The sequence below is a fragment of the Cognataquiflexum nitidum genome, from assembly GCF_022538055.1.
Lineage (GTDB): Bacteria > Bacteroidota > Bacteroidia > Cytophagales > Cyclobacteriaceae > Cognataquiflexum > Cognataquiflexum nitidum.
In genome coordinates this window covers 60,554-74,543 of the sequence record NZ_JAKZAM010000028.1, presented here as the reverse complement: position 1 = coordinate 74,543, position 13,990 = coordinate 60,554, and the positions used below count along the sequence as shown (strand labels likewise).

The 13,990-nt window shown below is 35.4% G+C and carries 12 protein-coding genes; all 12 read right to left on the bottom strand.

Annotated features, from left to right (window positions below; translation table 11 throughout):
- Positions 1-223: 223 nt before the first annotated feature.
- The 12 genes from MMU07_RS17175 to MMU07_RS17125 all read right to left on the bottom strand — a co-directional run bounded on the left by MMU07_RS17175 (position 224) and on the right by MMU07_RS17125 (position 13,931).
- Positions 224-514 carry a nucleotidyltransferase domain-containing protein gene (locus MMU07_RS17175; RefSeq protein WP_241127675.1) on the bottom strand — a complete coding sequence of 97 codons (291 nt, stop codon included), beginning with the start codon at positions 512-514 and terminating at the stop codon, positions 224-226.
- A gap of 20 nt (positions 515-534) precedes the next feature.
- Positions 535-936, bottom strand: a complete 402-nt coding sequence (locus MMU07_RS17170) for a HEPN domain-containing protein (protein ID WP_241127673.1) — start codon at positions 934-936, stop codon at positions 535-537.
- A 614-nt stretch (positions 937-1,550) separates the two neighbouring features.
- A complete protein-coding gene (locus MMU07_RS17165; protein WP_241127666.1) occupies positions 1,551-1,808 on the bottom strand; it encodes a hypothetical protein in 258 nt (85 codons plus the stop codon).
- Positions 1,809-1,826: 18 nt separating this feature from the next.
- Positions 1,827-2,117, bottom strand: coding sequence for a phospholipase D-like domain-containing protein (locus MMU07_RS21880; protein WP_418884520.1), 291 nt, complete (start codon positions 2,115-2,117; stop codon positions 1,827-1,829).
- A 203-nt stretch (positions 2,118-2,320) separates the two neighbouring features.
- Entirely contained in the window at positions 2,321-2,731 is a 411-nt protein-coding gene (locus MMU07_RS17160; protein WP_241127665.1) for a hypothetical protein, read from the bottom strand.
- Positions 2,721-3,305: a hypothetical protein gene (locus MMU07_RS17155; RefSeq protein ID WP_241127663.1), complete on the bottom strand. Its 585-nt coding sequence runs from the start codon at positions 3,303-3,305 to the stop codon at positions 2,721-2,723. Before MMU07_RS17155 ends, MMU07_RS17160 begins: the two co-directional genes overlap by 11 nt.
- Before the next feature lie 88 nt (positions 3,306-3,393).
- A complete protein-coding gene (locus MMU07_RS17150; RefSeq protein ID WP_241127661.1) occupies positions 3,394-5,298 on the bottom strand; it encodes a reverse transcriptase domain-containing protein in 1,905 nt (634 codons plus the stop codon).
- An 86-nt stretch (positions 5,299-5,384) separates the two neighbouring features.
- Positions 5,385-6,497, bottom strand: coding sequence for a BT4734/BF3469 family protein (locus MMU07_RS17145; RefSeq protein ID WP_241127659.1), 1,113 nt, complete (start codon positions 6,495-6,497; stop codon positions 5,385-5,387).
- Positions 6,498-7,673: a restriction endonuclease subunit S gene (locus MMU07_RS17140; RefSeq protein ID WP_241127657.1), complete on the bottom strand. Its 1,176-nt coding sequence runs from the start codon at positions 7,671-7,673 to the stop codon at positions 6,498-6,500. It abuts the gene before it with no gap.
- A complete protein-coding gene (locus MMU07_RS17135) occupies positions 7,670-9,352 on the bottom strand; it encodes a type I restriction-modification system subunit M (protein ID WP_241127655.1) in 1,683 nt (560 codons plus the stop codon). Before MMU07_RS17135 ends, MMU07_RS17140 begins: the two co-directional genes overlap by 4 nt.
- A gap of 270 nt (positions 9,353-9,622) precedes the next feature.
- Positions 9,623-11,140: an ATP-binding protein gene (locus MMU07_RS17130; protein ID WP_241127653.1), complete on the bottom strand. Its 1,518-nt coding sequence runs from the start codon at positions 11,138-11,140 to the stop codon at positions 9,623-9,625.
- Position 11,141: 1 nt separating this feature from the next.
- Complete coding sequence (locus MMU07_RS17125) at positions 11,142-13,931, bottom strand: type I restriction endonuclease subunit R (RefSeq protein ID WP_241127651.1); 2,790 nt, start codon at positions 13,929-13,931, stop codon at positions 11,142-11,144.
- Positions 13,932-13,990: the final 59 nt, after the last annotated feature.

Genomic DNA, 13,990 nt, shown 5'->3' with positions numbered 1-13,990 from the left:
CGACACCTTGATCAAAAAGTCAGAAAATGTCCTCCAAAACCTCACTCATATAGCTAAATTACAACCTGAGTAGTTACAATTGAATTATTATTTTACTGATATCATTGAATAGATTTTAATATCCATTTACAAAACGGGATGTAGGGAATTTAGCCTTACATCCTTTTTTTTTGGTCAACCTTAGAATATTGGTTGAGCTAAGAGGATCTGATAGCAGGTGAATTTAAAGATTCAGAATAGAGGGGTTTTCAATTGTAATTTCAATTCCTGTCTGCTCGACTTCTTGGGCAAACGGATTCAAAGAATTAAAATCCTGCTCCTTTATTGGATGGGGCTCAATTCGCAGATCAATTTTTCTGCGCAATTTCATCAGATGCCTTTGGGTAGAAAAAAAATCAGGCATATTTTCCAAAACCAATGCGATATCTATATCACTTTCTTCTCTCTCCTTCCCCTTCGCAAAGGATCCAAAAAGAAATGCTTTTTTTACTCCAAGGTTTTTTGGAATAATCATGACATATCGCTTTGCAGTATCTATAACTTGTTGATCAACCATTGTCTCAATATTTCGATTCGTTTTGACCAGAGATCTGTAAACTCTTTTGTGCATAGTTTATAAAAATCCTGCTTATAGTTATCATACCTCGCATTAATGTTAAATGTTGATATTTCATCAAGCCATTCTTCATATTCTTCACTTATTTCAAGTCCCGTTTTTGATGCAAGTCTCAGTAAATCATGCGTAAATATCGTGTGTTTTTCCTGACTCTTTACATAATGTGCTTTCAAAAGTTTTTCTAATACCAAGTGCCCAAGAAACATCGCCCAACTGAAATCTTTTGACTTCAAGAGATTTTGCATGGTCTGATAGTCTTTTTCAGAAGTATCTTTCCAATACTTTACTACTTTATCGATATTTTCAAGTTTGTCGTCCAACGTAGTGAAGATACAAGATTTTTTTGTTGGTTCATTTACCAAGACCTAAGAGGGTCTGATTGTCTAGGAATGTGAAGGGAATTATTTGGAGAGAGGAAGAGGATTAAAAGGTAAGGATTCCGGGTTCAAATAATGGGGTAAAAGGTAAAAGTAAGGGTTCGTCATTCTGAACCGCAGCTTGCGGAGGTGAAGAATCTCTCTTTGCTGAGACATTTCAATACTTTTAGTATGACGACCTCGATATAAACGTCATTGGTAACGAAGAACGAGTGAAGGGTCTACTCTATTTAGAGTTTAAGGTCCTAAATAAATTGCCTCAAAAATGAAATCAACTCATCAAGACCGATTTTCATTTTCTTGTTATCTTCCTCTTCAGTTATTCCTTTCCATCCTGGAAGTTTACCATCTCGGTATAGGGTTATATTAGATGTGTGGTAACTCCAATAAATCTTGAACCCACGAATCATATATTCATTATTCTGAGGTTTAAAACGGTCAAAAACCTGCTTTAAACTATCTTCAGGATAATTAATTCTTAGTACATATCTATTTGACTCGACCCACACATCTATTCTATCGAAGTAATTTTTACATACAGGCCACCAATCATGCCCCTATTCGTCTGCTTCAAATCTTTTATGAATGAATATCCTATTCAAGAATTTACAGTAATCTTCAATACGATCCTTGTTGGATTTGATTAGGTCAATATCAAATCCTCCTTCTTTGGTTTCTTTACTTTGCCTTTCCAAATGCGAAGAATTAATTATAGTCTTAATTTCTGCGATCGCATCTTGAAAAATATCTTCTGAATCCTCATCTGTAAAACTTTTCGATGCAGCTAAACTTACTTTATGTAGCAAAACACCCATTCCACGGTTGTTCTTTTCCTAATACTCATAAAGGTTCATTGAGGTGATCAACAAGTAATTCTCACTATAATAGCATTTTGCATGCACATTTGGATGGTGCATAAGATTTAAGTTTTCCAAAGAATTAAGCTTCACCTTTTCTGTTTGGAAAAGTTTGTTTTCTCTGTATATAAGTGTAATTGCCACCCCTCTTTTATTGGCTTCCCAGAGGTATTTAAATATTCTGTCAGATGTTTTTATATAGGGAACAATGATAATAAGATTTTTCTCCGCTTCAGAAATCAGTCTTGGAATCCACTCATTAATCAAATCTGTATTTAAAAACTTGGCAATTTTTTGGTTGGGTGATGTCTTTCAATTTGATAATTGAAAAGACTAATATTTAAAAAATTAACTTCCTTATCTAATTTTAGCAAAAAACCTTAACTGGGTATTTTTTTAAATGCTTGACAATCATTTAGAATAATTTCAAAAAGTAGATTCGTTTTAAAAAGTATAATTTGGTAACCGGTCTAATCCTTCAAATAATCCCTAATTCCTTTATTACTCCAATTGCCTCCTCTTTTAAAAATCTCACTTATGATGTACCGATAAACATCCTCCTGATTGAAATTCGGTTCTTCATCTTCTTCCTCATCATATTCCCAAGACTCCTCAGTTTGAAACCATATTGCCATTTGTTCAAATAATTCTAGTTTATCAACTTCTGCCTTGGCAAAATTAAAAACTGCATCTTCATAATCATCCCAATAAATAGAATATTCCCCCTGCAATTGGACACAGATTTCATCCCAAGTAGTCTTTAGCCTTGGATCACCTGACAAAGTAATATCCAACTTCTGAAGACCTCTGATACATTTCTTTGCTATTCTATCAACCAAAGAATTTGCCAAGGCTTCGACCACTTCCCTCTTATTTCTCATGTGAAGAAGCTATTGGATTTAATTTCCCATTTTTGACTCTTTTAAATAATTCTTCATTCAGTTTTTCCAAGCCCAATTCATCCCTCATTTTTTCAATAATGGAAGACATATCTTTTGATTGCTTTTTGGTATAAATTTCAAAAGCATCCTGAACTTTCTCCATATCTTGATCTTCAAGACCTTCAAAATTGCCATAGAATTTATTGGTAAATTCAGTCAAAAGAGTAGTGATATTGGCAGAAAAATAAACAGAGTTCTTACCAATAGCTTTATGAATTTCTATGATTTGAGTATCAACTTTATAAGAAAGATTATCTAATTGAAGTGCTTTTTCATCTAGATTTAAATCTTGATCCAATATTTTATGATATCGATTTATCATTCTATTATAAATCGAAAGCAACTTTACAAACTCAGAAATGAGATTTGAAAAAGCCACTGTCTTTAATTGAAAGAGATGGTTTTGAAGCTCAATATTTTTATTTCTTCTAAATGTGAACAAAGAAATACCTGCTACAACTGTAGCAATAATTAAGGAAAATATTTGAACAAACTCTGTAACTGTATTATCCATACTTTAATGATATTCAGTTTAAATTTCAATAACCTGCTTTCAAAAAAAGGCTTTTTAATTTTATGTGTTGGATTAGTTTAATATTTTTTTAAGCGTTTAAGGATTCCTCGTCTAAATGGGAATCATTTTGAAATTCTTTTAGAATTGGTTCCTGATAAGATTCAATATCTTTCCTTCTTTCTAAGACTTGATAATAGTAACTAAATGGTTTATTAAAATGGATTACTTGTCTTGGTTTAGATTCTATTTTATTTTCTTCTTCTAACTCCGGCTCCTTCAATTCTTTCAAAAGGTCATAATAAATTCTATTTCTATTTCTGTCTAATTGCTTGATTTGTTGAATAGAATATTTATTTGGTTTAAGTTCTTTAAATCCATTTTTCCAGCACAAGTCATTCGAAACTGTTTCAAAGTTTTTCAAACTTACACGACCAACTGACATACCGACCAGTCTGTGAATAGCAGATTCAGTAACAGAACCTTTACTTTTTCTCATTCCGAGTTTTACAGCTTTTAAAACTTCCTCTATAACTTCATTTTGTTTTTTTATTTCTTTCAAAAACGACTTCTTTCTAACTCTTACCTTACCTTCATAATTTATTTCATAACCAACAAAACCAATCCATGGGAATCCATTTTCATTTAAAGAATCCCATTTAAATGGTCCTTTAGATTTACCTTTCCAGAATGGTTCATATGAGTTTTCACCTAATTTCTTTCTTTCCTTACTTTTGTCTTTTCTTTTTTCCACAAGTTCAGCCCCATTCTTAAATCTATGCGGCACCAGCTTTAAACCTTTCAAGGTGTTTACATATAGTTCTTTACCAACTTCACAGGTTGTTTTATCGGCATGCATTATTATCATGTCATCACAAAATCTCATGTAAAATGCTCCTGATTGCAACACAACTTTGTCTGCTACATTAAGCATTATGTTGGCAATAAGTCCTGAAAGTGCTCCGCCTTGTGGTATTCCGATTCTTTCACTTTCAATATCCTCATAATATCCAAGTTGTTTGAATTCAGAAGCAACCCATTTGAAAAATCCATTTGGAATAGAATAACCCTCCCAATATTTTAGATCTTCAGGGGGAGGAACATTTGTATTAAATGAATAACATTCTAAAAATTGATTGAAAATATGTGACACCTTGACAAAATCTAGGGTCTGAAAATCTTTCTTGCATTTTACTATCAACTCATCAAATAGGACTTTAGCAACTTTATGGTTAACTGTATCATAGAATTTCTCCATATCGCATTCTGCAACCCATAAAGCCTTATTGGAGTTTTGATGTTTATATTTTAGAATTTCTTTTATGCAATCGTGGTGATTTAAAACTGATGTTCCTTCTTTATTCTTCTTTGAACGAAAGGCATAAGAACAGTCTTCAAAATATCTGTCAAATAATCTAGTAAGGTATTTATTTGTAATGCTAAGGATTATCCGGTCTTTAAGATTAAACAAAGAAATTGGACGACACTCGTTATCACCTAAAATCTGTTTATCATTTTTAAGTTTTGGAAAAATTGTCGGAGTAGGAATTTCATAGGTCCCTGATTTTACAGAAATTTGAATGTCATTTATGAATTGATCTAATGCCAAAAGCCAAGGTTCATTTGGTGATTTTATCCTATATGATTTTATTGTTTTATTAAGTGAGTATTCATTTCGTTTGCTTGAAGTAATTGCTTGGTTTGTAATTCTATCAATTCTTGATTTTCTTCCTAAATTAACCCATTTCTTCCTCGGAGGTAAAATTTTATTTAACTGAATTAAAAATTCCTTTTCATATTTTATAAAACTGCAAACATTTTCTTCACTACCAAAAAAATATTTTTCTGAATCTTTTACATGGTAGTTATATCTTTCTGAATCTGTAAGCAAATGTATAAGATGTTTTTTATTCCGGGTATTTGCAACCTTAGCCCGAAGCTTACATAGATATTTAACTATCTCATCGTTGGAAAAATATGTTTCAAATTCTTTCATTTTTCAGTTTTAAAAAAACAAAGGGAAGGGGTTCCAGTTTTTGACATTTAAGTCACATTCTGACAAAGATACTGACATAAGCCGCTTTACTTTTTTAAGTCCTCTGGCAAGTAAACAACCGTTTTTGAGGATGAAACTTGCGATAAACTTTCATTTACCGCCTCAGAACCCCTTTCCCTCTGCTTTTTGGTTCTATAACCAATTTCATTTGCGAAATATACTATTGTGCTAAATTTTATAGCACCTCTTCTTGCCTCATAGCAATTAAGCAAGAAATTTTTACACTCAATCTCATTAAATTTGGTTTTATCCATTGAGCTAAGCTTCAAAAAACATCTCTCTCCTACCTCATAGGTAAAAGTATTTGCAATGGCCATTGCAACTTTATACCATTCTTCATATGAAGTGGTAATTGAAAGCTTTTTCTTTTCTAAAAACCGTATGATGGCAGCAATCGTATACCTATCTCCTGGAGAATTTCTATTAGCCGGATTATGCAAAGAATCTTTATTGCTTACAAATTTTAGTTCTATGTCTTTTGTATTTTCATTAGAAACCTCAGCAGTTGAATAATCCAATCCAGATATTTCAAAATAGGGAGCATTTTCCTTAAAAATAATCAAAGGATCATATGAAAAGAAACATAGTCTTGTAGTATCATTTCCACTATTATCCAATTCAATATTGTGCTTTTCTTTAAAGTAGGAGGCTAATTTTTGAAAAGCAATTTTATGCGCAATGTCTAAATTATCTTTGTTCAATTCAAAGTTGTATCTGAGGGAAACTAAGCCCTTTATCCCTTCCTTTGATGGTGATTCCCAAAATGAAAAAACAAATGGATCATCGTGGAAGCACTGTTTGATTCTTTTCAATTCTTCCTCATCAAGTTTGTCAACATCTAAAACAATTACATAATTGTAACTCTTGATTTTTGTTTTCTTTCTTTCCCCCTCAAAGGTTCCACAAAATGTAACTGCAGGAAGTGTTCGCTTATGGATGTTGTATTCTTCTCGTTTATCGTTTGAAATTAAGGAACGTAAATAATGAACTTGAACTTTATGTTTACCAGATTGAATTTCTCTCAATACTTCCCTAATGGTCATTTCCTTTGAAAAAGCTGACCAAGTATTTTTCTGATAGGAAACTTTTTTATTCAAAATTTCCTCAACCCAAGACGATATTGAAGTTTTTAAAATCATTTATATACTTAACAGTTTTTCTTTTAACTCCCCCCTAAACGCCCGCTGACTCAAGCTGCCATACAGATTCTCTAACTCCTGCAAGCTTTGTTTATATTGAGTTTTGAGGACTTCTGTTTTTTCTACGATTTGGGCAAATTGGGTTTGTATTTCTATTGGAGGAACAGGAATTTTCAAATTTTCAATTATTCCTGAGTTCAAATTCTTCATCGTTATTCCTTTAGCCGAATTTTCTAAAACCTTTCGCATAGAAGCAGAGGAAATAATGTTGTAGAGAAAAATAGGATTTAACTTCTCTGTTGGTCTAATGAAAATACTACCCGTTCCGCATAAATAACCATCTTCCTTATTTGTAACCACTGCACATCTTCCAATTTCGCCACGTCTTCCTAAAACTACATCACCTTTATTCATCATGTATGCAGAAAGTTCTTTCATTTTATCTTTTGAAATTGTCAATTCAGGATCAATAGAAATTTTTCCTTCCCCAATGTGACTTGGATTTACAATCGGAATACCATTTTGAACGTAATCTTCTCTATGCAACAAACTACCAAATGGACCAATTCTAACTTTAGCGTAGTTCTTTAATTCCAATTTGTTCCATTTCTTTTCATTCTTGACGGCATCCCCAAACATCTCCAAAAACGTGCTTTTCAAAAAATCATCCAACAGTCGGATGCTTTCTTTGCGTTGGGATATGAGGTTTTCAGCTTTGCTTAGGAGGTTGGCAACAAGGATTTGTTCTTTATAATCGGGAACTGGAACAAATATTTTTTCAATTCCGCTATTTGATATAGCTGATTGAATTGCTCCAGTGCAAAGCTTATTTTTTTGTCTTTGAAAACTGTTATGCTTTAGAAAGTGAAGAAAATATTCACCAAATAATTCGTTTTCAATTGGTCTATGAACTGAAAAACCTGTTGATACAATAATTCCATCAAGCTCATTATCAATTTGTAAGGCCTTGTTTGTATTTGTCATTTTAGCGAATAGAATATCTCCTTCGCTTACTAAAATATCTGCTCTTGATGGTTTGGATTCGTAGGTTACATCTTCAAAGTTTAAATTATCTCCTTTCAAATCCCCCGTTGACATATAACGCTTCACCCCATCAAATGGCTGAACTCTCTTTCCCGAGTATGGGGCAATATCTGGTAGTTTCAACTTTTTCATTTAGATAGTTCTGTCAATTCAATTATGCCGCTATTAATTGCTTTTTCAATTTCAGATAGTTTATTTAAAATCAAAGTTGGCTTATCATAAATTATTTCTTCATACACTTCTTCTTTGTAAGTGCTTAAATTCAAATCGTAGTTGTTTTTTACAATTTCTTTTTTTGACACCATAAAGTATTTCTGCTTTCGGTCGCTGTCTATCTTAACATCTCTTGCTTTGTAGCGTTGCACAATGTCGGGCAAATCGCTTTCGGCAATCTTATTTCGCTTATCGTCTAAGGTATAGCCATCAGCTTGCATGTCATAAAACCACACGTTGTTGGTTTCGCCGCCTTTGGTAAAAATCAAAATGGCCGTGCTTACCCCTGCATAGGGCTTGAATGCGCCGCTTGGCACCGCAATCACAGCTTTCAGTTCGGCTTGCTCAATAATCAGTTTCCGCACCGCCTCAAAGGCCTTTCCGCTGTTTTGAATCACGCCGCTTGGCACAATCACAGCTGCTGTTCCTCCCATTTTCAGCATGTTAAAAATGCGTTCTACAAAAAGCAGTTCGGTTTTGGTGGTGGGCAGTTTCAGTCCTTCGTTGATATCGCCTTTGTCAATATTGCCGGTAAAGGGTGGGTTTGCCATGATGATATCGTAGCGGCTATCTTCATTGTAGCTTTTGCTGAGCGTGTCTTTGTAATCCAATTGGGGATTGTCAATCCCATGCATCATCAGGTTCATAATCCCCAATCGGACCATGGTGGTATCGATGTCATAGCCATACATGCTTTTGGCCAGGATTTTTTTAAGGTCTTCCGTAAGTATGGCGCTGATACTTGCCCTTTCAAAGCCATCCTCATCTTTGGTGAGCAATTCGGGGTTGGTTTTCCGGACCAGGTCAGTAAGGATATATTGGAAATAGCCCAAAATAAAACCTCCCGTTCCACTGCTTGGGTCTGCCATGGTTTGACCAAATTGTGGTGCCACCAATTCAGCCATCAGTTTAATCAGGTGGCGAGGTGTTCTAAACTGTCCGTTTTTTCCTGCTGAGGCTATTTCGCTCAGGAGCATTTCATACACATCACCCTGTATATCCTGAAAAGCATGTCCGCCCTCTGTGGCATCTTTCTCAATTTCCTTGAAAATATCCTCCACAATGTTGATGGCAGATACGAGCAAGCTTGCTTTGGGCATGATGAACACGGCATTTGCCATGTGACGGGTAAAATTGTCAGTGTTCTTGATTTCAGAAGTTTCTTGAGATTCATTGACTGCTTTTTTATCCCCATATGGTTCAATTGGCTCTGCAGCAATACTCATCTTGGAGGATTCATCTGCGCTTGGTTCAGGCCTCTGATTATAGGCTTTCAAAAACGGAAACACTTTCATCTGCACATGCATCAGCATTTCTTCGGCAGGTTTGTGTTTGAAAACACTCCAACGCAATTCGTTTTTATCAATGCTTTGGTCACTGCCGGGGGTTTTGAAAGTGCCCTTAAACCTGCTTGTATAAGTTTCGCCTGTAAACTCAGCATCCCGTTCCCGTTTGGCTTCCAGATCATCCAAACGCTTCATAAAAATGAGGTAAGTGATTTGCTCAATGGCGGTCAAGGGGTTGGCTATTCCGCCTTCCCAGAAGTTTTGCCAAAGTTTGTCTATTAGCGATTTTAATTGTGCGTTGTTTTGTAACATGCTTTTTCTTATTGTTTTGGGTATGGACATTTTGTCCATGCCTTTGTCTTATCTATCGGGTTCATTTCCGAAGGACAAAATGTTCTTGGTCTTGCATACATAGATACACTGTCTATGTTAGGCATTGGTAAATTCATATTTGTAATAATGGGATTTGGGAGAGATACAGAACTTGGACAATCTGTCCAAGTAGTTGTCCAAGTTCCTCCAAAAGCAAAAGTTTTAACCAGTAGACTTGGACATTCCGTCCAACTATATGTCCAAGTATTATTAATCATTTTTGAATATATATCTAAAGTTTGGTGAATTAGACTTCTCTCCATTGTCAGAGAGGAGGTTTAGTTTCTTGAACTTGGATAAATGGCGATAGGCTTTCTTTTCATCAAAATCAAAGTGAATAGCATATTCTTTTTTGGATACATCACCTTTTGATTTCAACCATTCAAAACCAATTAATTCTTCCTTATTCAAATCACCCAAAACTTTATTCCCTGAAACAGTTTTGAATGCCTCTAAGCTTCTTGAAAAAGTCAAGGACAAGTAAGGCGCTTTGTAATCGTAAAAAGGTAAAGGCAATTCATAATTCTCTTGCATGCCCCTAAAAGTTTCCATCCCCAATTCAGATTCTTCCATCAATCCCATTCTATTGAACACGTACGTGATTTTAGGATTTCGACTAAGTGATGGAGCACGGAAAGCCTTGACATCTTCAAGCGAAATTGGGGAAACCGGTAAGCCTGCACTCTTGACTACAATTTTATCATCATCAATTTCGATGTAGGTTTTTGCTCCTTCTTGTTCATAATCCCGGTGCACCAATGCGTTAATTATGGCTTCACGTAAAGGCTCAATAGGGAAGAGTGTATTTGTTTTTCGTTGAAACTGTTTGCGGCTTACTTCTGAATGTAACACTTGTTCAAGCCACAATTCAATTTCTTTTGGAATCAATACTAGTGGACCTTCAAAGTCTTTAGGGATTGAGGCATTGTTTCCATATTTAACTTTCGCTTTAACAACCGCTTGCTGATATTTTTCTCGTGGATTAATACCAAATAAGAGAATCCCAAAACCAGTTGGGTTATACTTTTCTTCATTGTTTATTTTTACTCGCTGAACGATCCCAGTATGTTCAAAATGAAGCCATAATTCATTTGAGTTTTTTGCATACGGAAGTTTAGATTGTTCAATGTAATACTGTATAGCCTTCTCAGAAAATTGCTTTAAATCCATAGTAGGAATGGAGTTTTCTAAATTTGAAAGAACTACTTCTTTTTTTTCCTTTCTATCATTTGCCCTTTCAAGTGCTTGTTTCAAAAACTCCTTATTTATTTGCTTTATGGTTTTTTGAAACTGAGGGTAAAACATGTGGACTGTGATTCCATTTTCTTCAAGGAATTTAATGCCTTTCCTGTCGACATCCGGATCAGGATCTTCAATTCCAATCCAGACTTCTTTGACTCTTGCGTTAACAATTCTTTCTGCACAGCCTAATTTGGGATAATGTCTTGCACCAGGGGCGCAAGGTTCAAGTGTCGCAAATAATATACTGCCGTCTAATTTTTCGGAACGGTTTTTCCTTTCCACCAAGGTAAATTCAGCATGATCACCAAATCGTAATTCACCTCTGCAAGCAGATTCAACTGTCCCGTTTGGTTTAATCAGGATTACACCTACTTTAGGACTGACTTTACCATCTGTCCGAGGTTCATCAATTGAATCATTCATGGCATCAATTGCCATTTGCATATATTCTTCAGGATTAAATTTCTCTGTTGTTTTCTTTACCATATTATGCCGCCAAAACCTGTTGGGTTAAACTTAAAATTTCATCAATTTCTTTTTGGTTGAATATACCTCTGATACCTTCGGGATGAAGCATGGTAAATGGAGATTCAATCAGGTTTCGTTTGCTTACATCTCCTTTTTCCAAAACAAAGCCTTTAAGTAATTCAAGGAATTGAAGCTGTCTGGTTGTAAGGTAACTATGCTGTGCTATAAACCTATCAAAGGCTTTGGTTACTGTCTCAGCAAATGATTCTAATATTTCTATTCCTAATATGTGTTTGATAAACTGTACCAGAGCGGCCTTTCGGTGATTATAAACCTTGCGGAGCAAATCAATGGTAATATGGGGATGTTCGTTGTGCAGTTCTTCTGCCAATTGTTCCGCTTCACCCGGAGTTATTTCCTGCCCTTGTTTCAGCTTTTGTAAAATGGAACTGCTTGATACCAATTCATTGATTTTCATTTCTACCAGTTCACGATATTTGGCTACACTCAGGGCTTCGTGCTGTGGACCAAACTCAATGAATTCCTTTTCTGCAACAATGTCTTTGAAGTTAAATTTGACGGGAGCTAATGGAATAACAACTTCACGGAATTTCATTAACGGAGAAAGTTTTTGAATCAATTCTTCAAATTTGACTTCATTGATTGTTGCCCAATAATGATTGTTTTGTGTTTGTTTAATTAACTCCTGTTCTCTTGCAACAATGTTGACGCTTAATGGCAATTCGCCAATTTCTTCAATAATACTTTCTTTAAGTGTTTTAAATTTTTGGGTCTCACCGGCTAAATGAGCCAGTGAAACTTCAACGATATCCTTTTCAAATCGCATGGCTTTAAAATCAACATCTGAAACCGTGCGGAGCAATGGTTTGACCACAGCTTCTAAAAATTCAATTTTATCAGATGTCAGGTTGTTCCAAAAGTTTTCATCTTCCAACCGTTGCAATTCATGCTTGGCTTCCATGATGACAACAGAGTTTTTTGGAAGTCCTTCAACTTGTTGTTTGATTTTTTGAATTTCCTTACTGACAACATCTGGATGGTCTTGGGATTTGGCGACTTTGATTTTTTCCAATCGAACCCCAAATAAACGAACGGGCAAAGGAATTTGTGCTTTCGGTTCTTTGCCCTTCGGGTTGATTTTGAAATATTCAAAGTTGTCCCAACAATCGAGAATCAAAAAATTATCTTTTTGTGTACACCAAGGTTTAATCTTTTCAGGTTCTAGCAGCCGGGTTCCCCTACCTATCATCTGCCAAAACTTAGTGTAACTGTAAACAGGTTTTGCAAAAACCAAATTAACCAGTTCACGGACGTCAATACCTGTATCAAGCATGTCTACACTAATAGCAATCCGTGGCATGTCATTTTTTACAAACTGATCCAGCAATCCGCCTTTCCCATATACTCGTGGGTCTTCGCTTACCAATACTTTTGCCAATTCACCTTTGTATTCAGGGTAAAGCAAATCAAAAATTTCTTCCACGCGTCTTGCGTGGGCTTTGCTGATGCAAAAGAATATGGTTTTCCCGGGCAAAACCCCATTGGCATCTTTGATTGATTCTTCCATGAATTCACGGACTATCAAAGCGTTCGTTCCCCTGTTGATTACCTTTTTTTCAATCTCTGTTCCTTCGTAATTGATTTCTTCAATTTCCTTTCCTTCCAACATTAACTGCTGTTGGTCTTCCAAAGTAATTGTCCGCTTGTTTATGCCTTCATCCTGAAACTTGGTTTTGATTTTCATTACCTGAAAATTGCTCAAGAAAGGCGGAATATGATTTACCGCTTCGTCATAGGAATAAGCAAAAGTGGGAATCCCATCTTCACATTCAAACAATTGAAAAGTATTGTGGTCGATTACATCTGTCGGGGTGGCTGTTAAACCAAGGGTAATGGTATTGAAATAATCTAGGATTTCCTGATAGGTATTGTAAATACTCCTGTGGCTTTCATCCACTACAATCATATCAAAAAAATGTGGACTCAAAGATTTTCCCTCATTGCGAATTACATTCAACATGGTTGGATAAGTCGAAACATATATCCGTCTATCGGTTGCAATTTCTTTTTCAGATACTTTAGGCCAACGTGGTTCATTGGGTAAATGCTCTTTAAAAGCATCAAGGGTTTGGTCACGTAATCCAATTCTATCAACCAAAAATAAAACACGTTCAACCCAACCTGCTCTCATCAAAGCATCTACCAAGGCGATGCAGGTTCTTGTCTTGCCTGTGCCGGTAGCCATAACCAACAGAAACTTACGTTTCCGTTTTTCAACTGCTTCCATTACAGCCCGGATAGAAGCTACCTGATAATTCCGCCCAGCAATTTTTGTATTGATAAGTTCACTTGCTAAGTGTTTTCTTGCTTTACGAATGTATGAGTATCGTTCAAGGTCATCACGGGTTGGAAAACCATAGATTTTTTTTGGCGGATAATTCCCTAAGTCCCAAAAGTAAATGTCATATCCATTGGTGTAAAAGCAAAAGGGAAGTTCACCACCTTTTGCTGATTGTATGTTGTAGCAATATTGTTTGGCTTGTTCTCTTCCGAGTGCCGCGTCAACAGAAGTTTTTTTTGCTTCAACAACAGCAAGAGGTTTACCATTTCGACCCAATAAAACATAGTCGCTAAATTGATATCCTCCATAAGGAGTTACCGGTTCTTTGACAACAGTAAGGTGAATATTATATTCTTCAATTACTTGAGTTATGTCAGTAGCATCCCATCCTGCCTGCTTTAAGCGGTTGTCAATGATTTCCTTCCTTGTCAGTTTTTCGTTCTTCAATTATCTAAAAATTCTATTCTGCTAATCTACTCCTAAATTCCCTTTTTTCCCTATCCCGT